Source organism: Stenotrophomonas sp. TWI1409, assembly GCF_039673015.1.
Taxonomy (GTDB): domain Bacteria; phylum Pseudomonadota; class Gammaproteobacteria; order Xanthomonadales; family Xanthomonadaceae; genus Stenotrophomonas; species Stenotrophomonas maltophilia_A.
The window spans coordinates 21,389-27,997 of the sequence record NZ_JBDJKU010000055.1 but is presented as its reverse complement, the minus strand read 5'-3'; the positions used below and the strand labels follow the sequence as shown (position 1 = coordinate 27,997).

Below are 6,609 nucleotides of genomic sequence, written 5' to 3'. Positions count from 1 at the left end.
GTGTGGGTAGGCAGGACCGTTGGCGCCAAGGATGGCGCCATCGAGCCCCCATGGAAGGGTTTACGGCGTGTCCTGCCTACCCACACCGTCCCGCCTACCTGCGGAATGCCCGCTTTTGACGTTGAAGTTGCCTTGGCTTGAAGGCTTCGGCAGGTGCAGGGCGCAGCCCTGCCGAACAACCTTTACCTCAACTGGCTGTCCTTGCTGCCACGCCGGTTGTAGCCGGCATGCGCCTGCGCTTCGTCGTCATGCGCCTGCTGGCACGCCACGCACAGCCGTACCCCGGGCACGGCCTGGCGCCGCGCCAACGGGATCGGCGCGTCGCATTCCTCACAATGTTCCAGACCAGGCCCCTCGCGCAGCTGGCGCCGCGCGCGGGCGATCGCATCGTCGACGGTGGCGTCGATCTGGTCTTGGACCGCGCCGTCTCCCGCCCAACCGGTGGCCATGGCCATCCTCCGCAGGTGTGTCGCCTGATATGGGGACGATACACCGCGCAGCAAACGGTAGCGCCGAGCCATGACCGGCAGGCCTTCAGCAAGCTGAGCAGAAGGCAGACGGGCCGGAGCAGGCCATTTGCGACTTAATCCCCTCCGTCCCCTTTTTGGCTTACCAGACCAGGTCGTCCGGCACCTGGAACTGCGCGTAGTAGGCGTCGTCCTCGGCATTGCCGGTGGAGATCTCGGCGGTCGAGCCCGGCTGGCCGTGGTCGACGATGATCGCCTCCGGGGCGCGTTCACGCACTTTTTCGGCAGCGGCGCGCGGCAGCAGGGCGTAGCCCTCGCCGTGGGCAACGATGACCAGCACGCCCACCGACAGCGCCTTGCGCAGCTTGGGGTCGATCAGCAGGGTGCGGATCGCCGCGCCATCGCTGAAGCGGTACTCGTCGTCGCCCTTGTGAGGCACGGCATGGGCCGTGATGATCTGCCGGGCCTGGGCCTTCTGTTCAGCCTGCCTGGCCTGGGCATTGCGCTCGGCGGCCAGTGCGCGGTCGCGCTCGACCTTCTCGGCGCGGGCCCGTTCAGCCTCGCGCTGGACATCGGCCGAGGTCGATTCGGCCTTGCCCTGCCGGGCCTTGGCCTGCGCGCTCGCGGCAGCGCTGGCCTGCGACTTCTTGGCCAGGCCGGCCTTGAGCAATTGTTCCTGCAGCGCGTTGGGCTTTGCCATGGTCGATGCGTACCGCGTGTAATCTTGGATGCCCCATTCTACCGACGCCCCGCCGCCCCTGCATGGCAGTCCTGAAGTACCTCACCGGCTATCCCGAACCCCTGGTCGCCCAGGTCAGTGAACTACTGGCGCAGGGCAAGCTCGGCCCCTGGCTGCAGCAGCGCTATCCCGATCCGCACGAGGTGCGCAGCGACCGCCAGCTGTACGACTACACGCAGGAGCTGAAGGACCGCTACCTGCGCAAGTCGGTGCCGCTCAACAAGGTCTGCTACGACAACACGCTGGAAGTGATCAAGCATGCGCTGGGCACCCATACCGCCATCTCCCGCGTGCATGGCGGTCGCCTCAAGGCCAGCCGCGAGATCCGCATCGCCACCGTGTTCCGCCAGGCACCAGCGGCGTTCCTGCGCATGATCGTGGTGCATGAACTGGCCCACCTGAAGGAAGCCGATCACAACAAGGCCTTCTACCAGCTGTGCCAGCACATGGAGCCGGAGTACCTGCAGCTGGAGTTCGATACCCGCCTGTACCTGACCGAGCTGGCCAACCGCGGCCAGCGCTGACCGGCCGCAGCGGCTACACTGCGCGCCCCCTGCCTGACCTTTCCGCCATGGAACCGATCCGTCTCGACAAACGCCTGTCCGCCCTGCTCGGCATCCCGCGCGGTGAAGCGCGGCGCTACATCGAAGGCGGCTGGGTCAGCGTCAATGGCGAGGTGGTAGAGCAGCCGCAGCGCCCGGTCGATGACAGCGCGGTGATCGTCGTGGCCGAGCAGGCCAGCGATGAAAAGGCCGAGCGGGTCAGCATGCTGCTGCACAAGCCGGCAGGCGTTGCCGCTGAAACCCTGTGTGCGCTGGTCAGCAGTGACAGCCGCAGCGAACTTGATGCCAGCGACATCCGTCCGCTTCAGCGTCACTTCCACGGCCTGCAGCTGGCCGCCTCGCTTCCGGCCAGCGACAGCGGCCTGGTGGTGGTCAGCCAGGACCCGGCCACGCTGGCCCATCTGCAGCGCAATCTGGGCCGCACCGAACAGGAATACCTGATCGAAGTGGCCGAAGGCGGTCCCGAGCGCGGCCCGTGGCTGATGGCGCGGCTGCAGCAGGAATCGGGCGGCGCCAAGGTCAGCTGGCAGAGCGAGCAGCGCCTGCGCTTCGCCGGCAAGGGCCTGACGGCCAAGGGCCTGCGCGTGGCGGTCACCGCTGCCGGCCTGCAGGTCGCGGCCGTGCGTCGGCTGCGGATTGGCCGCGTGGCACTGGGACCGCTGCCTGCGGGGCAGTGGCGTTATCTGGGCAGCGACGAGCGCTTCTGACCGCGAAATCCCTGCCATCCACGCATGGCGTGGATCTACTGCAGCGGGTCTATTGGCTTTCATCCACGCACGGCGTGGATCTACCATCGGGGCATGAGCCTGCCCAAGCCCCTGTGGCGACGCCTGCTGCGCGTCGCTGCGATCATCCTCGCCGCGCTGTTGCTGCTGGTCCTGTCCGGGCTGCTGCTGGCCGACCACCTCACCCCGCAGGCACAGGGCGCACCTTCGCATGTGCTGCCACTGCAGCCGGCGCAGACCCGCATCGACCAGCAGATCGTGCCGCTGCAGGACGCACACCCCGGGCAGTCCGGCGTGGCGTTCCTCAGTGATGGCATGGACGCCTTCGCCGCGCGCGCGATGATCACCGCGCAAGCAGGCCGCAGCCTGGACCTGCAGTACTACATCTGGCACGACGACCTGATCGGCCATCTGATGGCCAAGGCGCTGTACGACGCCGCCGAGCGCGGCGTGCGCGTGCGCATCCTGCTTGACGACATGAACGCCAAGGACAAGGACGCGCTGATGATGGCACTCGATGCGCATCCGAACATCGAGATCCGCCTGTACAACCCGTTCCGCAACCGCAGCGGCATCGCGCGCACGCTGGAGCTGGTGCAACGCGCTTTCAGCGTGAACCACCGCATGCACAACAAGAGCTGGATCGCCGACGGCCGCATCGCGATCGTCGGTGGCCGCAACATCGGCGAGGAATACTTCAGCGCGCGCGACGATGTGAACTTCCAGGACCTGGATCTGGTGGTGGCCGGCCCCGCCGTGCAGCAGGCCAACCAGATCTTCGACGACTACTGGAACAGCAGCACGGCGATCCCGATTTCCGCACTGGCCTCGTATACCGATGCACAGTTGCAGCAGCTGGTACGGCAGTCGGACCTGGATGCCATGCATGCCAAGGCACAGCCCTACCTGCAACGCGTGGCCGAGTCGCGCGCGCTGCAGCGGCCCAGCCCGGAACCGCTGCACTGGAGCGCGAACGTGCGCATCGCTTCCGATCCGCCGATGAAGCACCGCGATGACGATCGCCGCGGCTGGCTGGTCAGCCGTCTCAGCGACGAGTTGCGCAGCACGCGGCGCAGTGCGCTGTTGATCTCGCCCTACTTCGTGCCCGGCAACGAGGGGGTCGAGGCGCTGTCGGCGCTGGCCGCACGCGGCGCGCAGGTGGGCGTGGTGACCAACTCACTGGCCGCCAACGATGTGGCAGCGGTACACGGCGGCTACATGGGCTACCGGGTGCCGCTGCTGAGGGCCGGCGTGCAGCTGTACGAACTGAAGGCACACGGCCAGCTGGATGCCAGCCTGTTCGGCAGCAGCGGCGCCAGCCTGCACACCAAGGCATTCGTGGTCGATGACCGCCGCGGTTTCGTCGGTTCGTTCAACCTCGACCCGCGTTCGGCCTACCTCAATACCGAAATGGGCGTGCTGTTCGATGACCCGGCGCTCGGTGCACAGCTGCGCGACGAGTACCTGCGCCTGGCCGGCCCGGAGCACAGCTGGTGGCTGGCGCTGGGGCGCGATGATGACCTGCGCTGGCTGGAGCGGCAGCCACCGCCGCACTGGGTGGAGGCCGAACCCGGGGCCAGCCTGGGCAAGCGCTGGACCGCGCGGGTGATCAGCTGGCTGCCGGTGGAATCGCAGCTGTAGCGCTCAGGGCGCAGGACCCGCCTCTTCCTGTCCGGCGTCATCCCGTGTTTCCACGCTGCGCCCATGCAGGCGCCGCCAGATCCAGCGCAGCGCATGCGGCGGCGCCGAAGGCAACTGTTCAAGCAGGGCCAGCATGCGGCTCTGGCTGGCATGTCCGTGCCGGCACAGCAGGCTGGCCGCTGCGGCCGCGCTGGCCAGGCGCAGGCTGTCGGCCAGCGGGCCATCCGCCTCGGGCGCCAGCGCCTGGTGCACCGGCTCCGGCAGCTCCCAGGCCGCAGCCACGCGTTGCGCCAACGGCAGTGACCACTGCTGGAGCAGCTGCAGCGCCAGCGCCGGCTCCACCGTTTCATCTCGTGCCTGCGCTTCCTGCAGCAGCTGGCGCATCACCAGCGCGGCCCCCAGCCCCTGTACCAGGCCCAGCCACTGGGCGGCGAAGGCATCGCCGAAAGTGACCGTGCGCGCGTGGTCAGCGGCTGCGCGCGAGGCCAGCAGTGCGTGCTCCCAGATGATCGTGCTGAACTGCGGAAACACCTCGCACTGCACCTGCATCACCGGCTGCACCAGAACTGCGCTGATGATCTGTCGCACGCCTTCGGTACCGACCAGCGTCACCGCCCGCTGCAGGCTTTCCACCGGGCGCTCGTGCACCTTGTAGGCCGGGCTGTTGGCGATGCGCAGCAGGTTGCCGGTCAGCACTGGGTCCTGGCCGATGATCGCCGCCATCACCCGCGCCGACGCAGCATCGTCGTTGACCGTCTGGATCAGCTGCGGCAGCAGTTGCGGGCGGCGCGGCAGCTGACGGGCCGCCCAGTCCCGGTCCTGCAGCGCGCGCGCCACCGCCTCGCCCAACCCCGCGGCCTGCACCGCCGTGGATTCACCGGCCAGGCGCGGGTACAGGGCCAATGCATGCAGGCCACGCTGCAGATGTGCAGCGATCTCGGCCGAAGGCAGAGCCTCGCCCTGCAGGCTGGCCGCAGCCGCCGCCACCGCCTGCCGCGACGCCGCCGCCAACCGGGACGGTGCCGTCCCGGTCGAGCGCGCCAGCCAGCCACGCAGTGATCGCCACCAGGCCGGCGTCATCGCCGCCCGCCCTGTCGTTGTGGTGCCCTTGCCGTCACTGACCGCCCTGCCTCTTCACGCGAATCCGGCCACCCGCCGTCGTCGCAGCATCGGCCGAACTTTCATCTTCTTTAACCGGAAGGCCACCGATGTCGACGGCACCGGCCGGGGGAATGGACTAGAATGGCGCCGCGCGACCCGTCCCCCTGCACCGACGACGTCGCTTTTTTTGTTTTGGGACCCTACCGTTCACTGGCCGTTCGCTGCAGTTCGCCGCTGATCGCGCCATCGGAGACGCCATGCTATTCGAAACCCTCGCCACCACCGGCCACGAACAGGTGGTGTTCTGCCACAACCACGACGCCGGCCTGAAGGCGATTATCGCCATCCACAACACCACCCTCGGCCCGGCCCTGGGCGGCGTGCGCATGCGCCCCTATGCCAGCACCGAAGAGGCGCTGGCCGATGCGCTGCGGCTGAGCCGGACGATGACCTACAAGAATGCACTGGCCGGCCTCAACGTGGGTGGCGGCAAGGCGGTGATCATCGGCGACCCCAAAGTGGACAAGACCGAGGTGCTGTTCCGTGCCTTCGGCCGCTATGTCGATTCCCTGGGCGGGCGCTACATCACCGCCGAGGACGTCGGAACCGACGTCAACGACATGGAGAACATCTACCTGGAAAGCCAGTTCGTGACAGGCGTGCACCAGGTCCATGGTGGCTCCGGCGATCCCGCCCCGTTCACCGCCTACGGTGCGCTGCAGGCACTGATGGCGTCGATGCGCTTCAAGTTCGGCCATGAGGAAGTGGGCAAGACCAGCATCGCCGTGCAGGGCCTGGGCCACATCGGCATGGAACTGGTGAAGCTGCTGCGCGACCGCGGTGCCAAGCTGTACGTCACCGACCTGGACAGCGCGCTGGTTGATCGCGCGGTCAGCGATTTCGGCGCCGAAGCGGTCAAACCGGATGAGATCCACGAGGTGAACGCCGACGTGTTCGCACCGTGCGCGCTGGAAGGTGCGATCAACGCCGACACGCTGCCGCGGATCAAGGCGAAGATCATCTGCGGCACCGCCAACAACCAGCTGTCGAGCCTGGAGATCGGCGACGAGCTGCATGCGCGCGGCATCCTGTATGCGCCGGACTATGCAGTCAATGCCGGTGGCGTGATGAACGTGTCGCTGGAGATCGACGGTTACAACCGCGAACGCGCAATGCGCCTGATCCGCAGCATCTACCACAACCTCACCCGCATCTTCGAACTGTCGCAGCGCGAGAACATCGCGCCGCAGCGTGCCGCCGACCGCATCGCCGAAAGCCGCATCCTGTCGATCGGCAAGCTGAAGATGCCGCTGGGCCGCAGCACCCCGCGCCTGGGCAACCTGCGCGGCGGTTGAACCCGCCGATGTCGCGCC

At 67.8% G+C, this 6,609-nt stretch carries 7 protein-coding genes; 4 read left to right on the top strand and 3 right to left on the bottom strand.

The features are described from left to right. Positions 1-182: 182 nt before the first annotated feature. Together ABE423_RS16180 and ABE423_RS16175 are read right to left on the bottom strand one after the other, a co-directional pair. Positions 183-449: a DksA/TraR family C4-type zinc finger protein gene (locus ABE423_RS16180; protein ID WP_032129365.1), complete on the bottom strand. Its 267-nt coding sequence runs from the start codon at positions 447-449 to the stop codon at positions 183-185. 160 nt (positions 450-609) lie between these two features. Then, complete coding sequence (locus ABE423_RS16175; protein ID WP_032129357.1) at positions 610-1,167, bottom strand: DUF2058 domain-containing protein; 558 nt, start codon at positions 1,165-1,167, stop codon at positions 610-612. Positions 1,168-1,229: 62 nt separating this feature from the next. Here ABE423_RS16175 and ABE423_RS16170 point away from each other — a divergent pair, with 62 nt between their 5' ends. The 3 genes from ABE423_RS16170 (at position 1,230) to ABE423_RS16160 (ending at position 4,135) form a co-directional block, all read left to right on the top strand. Then, positions 1,230-1,730, top strand: coding sequence for a M48 family metallopeptidase (locus ABE423_RS16170; protein ID WP_005414217.1), 501 nt, complete (start codon positions 1,230-1,232; stop codon positions 1,728-1,730). 47 nt (positions 1,731-1,777) lie between these two features. After that, positions 1,778-2,476 carry an RNA pseudouridine synthase gene (locus tag ABE423_RS16165; protein ID WP_032129355.1) on the top strand — a complete coding sequence of 233 codons (699 nt, stop codon included), beginning with the start codon at positions 1,778-1,780 and terminating at the stop codon, positions 2,474-2,476. Between the two features lie 93 nt (positions 2,477-2,569). Continuing rightward, on the top strand, positions 2,570-4,135 hold the full coding sequence (locus tag ABE423_RS16160; protein WP_346486730.1) for a phospholipase D family protein: 1,566 nt from the start codon (positions 2,570-2,572) through the stop codon (positions 4,133-4,135). Between the two features lie 3 nt (positions 4,136-4,138). Here the strand turns inward: ABE423_RS16160 and ABE423_RS16155 are convergent, their stop codons facing one another. Then, the gene (locus ABE423_RS16155; protein ID WP_032129353.1) at positions 4,139-5,215 is read right to left on the bottom strand and encodes an HDOD domain-containing protein; all 1,077 of its coding nucleotides are present in this window, start codon (positions 5,213-5,215) and stop codon (positions 4,139-4,141) included. Positions 5,216-5,493: 278 nt separating this feature from the next. Here ABE423_RS16155 and ABE423_RS16150 point away from each other — a divergent pair, with 278 nt between their 5' ends. Continuing rightward, positions 5,494-6,591: a Glu/Leu/Phe/Val dehydrogenase dimerization domain-containing protein gene (locus ABE423_RS16150; protein WP_125895918.1), complete on the top strand. Its 1,098-nt coding sequence runs from the start codon at positions 5,494-5,496 to the stop codon at positions 6,589-6,591. Positions 6,592-6,609 lie beyond the last annotated feature (18 nt).

Bases quoted from the DNA above. Each gene is read 5' to 3' on its own strand.
- ABE423_RS16180 (WP_032129365.1), bottom strand. From the start codon at position 449: ATGGCCACCGGTTGGGCGGGAGACGGCGCGGTCCAAGACCAGATCGAC.
- ABE423_RS16175 (WP_032129357.1), bottom strand. From the start codon at position 1,167: ATGGCAAAGCCCAACGCGCTGCAGGAACAATTGCTCAAGGCCGGCCTG.
- ABE423_RS16170 (WP_005414217.1), top strand. From the start codon at position 1,230: ATGGCAGTCCTGAAGTACCTCACCGGCTATCCCGAACCCCTGGTCGCC.
- ABE423_RS16165 (WP_032129355.1), top strand. From the start codon at position 1,778: ATGGAACCGATCCGTCTCGACAAACGCCTGTCCGCCCTGCTCGGCATC.
- ABE423_RS16160 (WP_346486730.1), top strand. From the start codon at position 2,570: ATGAGCCTGCCCAAGCCCCTGTGGCGACGCCTGCTGCGCGTCGCTGCG.
- ABE423_RS16155 (WP_032129353.1), bottom strand. From the start codon at position 5,215: ATGACGCCGGCCTGGTGGCGATCACTGCGTGGCTGGCTGGCGCGCTCG.
- ABE423_RS16150 (WP_125895918.1), top strand. From the start codon at position 5,494: ATGCTATTCGAAACCCTCGCCACCACCGGCCACGAACAGGTGGTGTTC.